A 2,252-nucleotide genomic window follows, 5' to 3' on the forward strand; every position below is an offset into this window, starting at 1 on the left:
ATTTTTCTTTCAAAGATGTTGAATTCTTGCTTACTTTGGGCATTTAAATTTTTCTTTCAAAGATTTTTCTTTCAAAGATTTGAAATTCTACTTGCATTAGCTCTTTTTTTCAAAGATTTTGAATTCTTAGTTGATTTGGCATTTAAAGCTCTCTTTCAAAGACTCTAAAAGGGGCTAAGCCACTTGTATGTATATAGCCTAGCCCAAGAGTGATCTTTGAGGGCTCGTTTAAAAAAAGATTGATGTATTCCTTACTTTCAATGCTAGCTCCTTGATTTTTACTATCCACATAATCATCATAGCGTAAAACCCTAACCCTAGCCCAATCTCCCTTTAATATATCATCAACAAAGATTATATAATCTTTTTTTGAATTGCTAGCTTTATAAAAAGGCTTTATCATTTTGTCTTTGTTCTTTGCAAAATAAGCTTGCTGTGCCTTTTTTTGTGCCTCTATAAAGGCATCAAACTCCTCATCCTCTAAATCAGATTCAAAGCCTTGAGAATAAAGCTGCATTATGATCTTGCCTTGCTTTGAGCTAGGACTATCTCTTAAATTCACAAAGAAATCATTTGCCTTTGTTCTTGTCTTAGCAAAGACTCCTTTTACAAGAGGAGGCTTTATGAGGTAAGAAGGTGAGTTCTTGGCTTCTTGCACCCAATACCCTATATTATCCATCATAAAGATCTCCTCATCCCTTGCTAGATCGAAATTTAAGTTGCTGTGGCTAAATTTAGATAAAAGCCCTGTTGGTATGACAGTATCATCCTTAGAAAGTCCCCAATAGATTCTAAGATCAGAGCTAAAAATTTCAGCAAAATCTATACCCCCAACCTCGCTAATAGTAGCATTTATAGCAAGGGTGGCATAGTTAAATCTCTTTTTTATAAAGGCTTCAAAATCATCTTTTAAAAGCTCTTTTGCTAGCTTGTGATTTAAGGGATCATTTGGGTATGAGCTTTTTAGATACCAAAAGCAACAGTGCATCTTCAAGGCACTAGCTAGATCAAAAAAGATAACTAGATCCAAGGGTGCTTCGTAAGTTAAATTCAAGCTTTGAGAAATACGCAAGATGCCTCTTACTTCGTAATCTTCATCATAGATCTTACAAGTTTGGTCTGCATATCTTGCTAGACTTAGATCAAAGGCATTGTCTAATCCTTCAAACTCATCACATCTAAGCATGGCTATCATCATTTATCCTTAATAGGGCTTTATTATAGCTTTATTATAGCTTTATTATAGCTTTATTATAGCTTTATTATAGCTTTATTAGAGCTTTATTAGAGCTTTTAAAAAAGCGTTAAGCTTCTTTGTGCTGGCTTTAATGAGCTGTAAGGCTGAATTTTTAGCCTAGCTTATGAGCTTAGCTTACTTAGAGCCTTTGAGATTAAGCTTTTAGGCAAATAAATCAATTTATCTTTAAGCTTTTTTAAATTTAAGCCTTGCTTGAATTTAAAGTTATTAAATTTTGTTTTGCTTGAATTTAAGCTTGTTTAAATTCAGCCTTACTTGAATTTAAAGCTCACAAGCTGTTTTAAATTTAAGCTTACTTGAATTCAAGCCTTTAATTAAATTCATTAAATCAAACTTAACCTTAATCTTTTAATACAAGCTTAAATTCAAGCTTTATTAACTTAAATTTAACTTATTTGACTTCAAGCCTTCTTAACCTTATCTAAATTAAATTTAGCCTTGCTGGAATTGAAAGATCGCAAGTTTAAATTCAAGCCTTTGGCTAAATCAATCAACTTCACCATTCATCCCTTCACACAAGCCTTATCTAAGCTTACTTAGAGCCTTTGAGATCAATTTTTAGTCTCTAAGCAAATAAATCAACTTTATCTTTAAGATTTTTGCATAAGCTTTTTTAAATTTAAGCCTTGCTTGAATTTAATGTCTTTAAATTTTGTTTTGCTTGAATTTAAGTTTGCTGAAATTCAACCTTTTCAATTTTACTTAACTTAAATTTAAGCTTACTTGAATTTAAAGTTTGTAAGTTCTTTTAAATTCAAGCTTTTTTGAATTTAAGCCTTTAATTAAATTTATTAAATCAAACTTAGCCTTAATCTTTTAATACAAGCTTAAATTCAAGCTTGCTTAACTTAAATTTACTCTTATTTAAATTTAAGCTTCTTAACTTAACTTCAATCTTTCTTAAAATTCAAGCTCACTTCAACCCACTTAAATTCAGCCTTTCTTAAATCCAAGCCCACTTCAACCCCCCTTTAAATTAACGCACCCTTTCTTA

1 protein-coding gene is annotated in these 2,252 nt (G+C 31.1%); it reads right to left on the reverse strand.

Annotated elements, in window-relative coordinates:
- Positions 1 to 142: 142 nt before the first annotated feature.
- Positions 143 to 1,195, reverse strand: a complete 1,053-nt coding sequence (locus DMC01_RS12230; RefSeq protein WP_142694463.1) for a hypothetical protein — start codon at positions 1,193 to 1,195, stop codon at positions 143 to 145.
- Between the last annotated feature and the right edge of the window lie 1,057 nt (positions 1,196 to 2,252).

The organism is Campylobacter troglodytis, assembly GCF_006864425.1.
Classification (GTDB): Bacteria; Campylobacterota; Campylobacteria; order Campylobacterales; family Campylobacteraceae; genus Campylobacter_D; species Campylobacter_D troglodytis.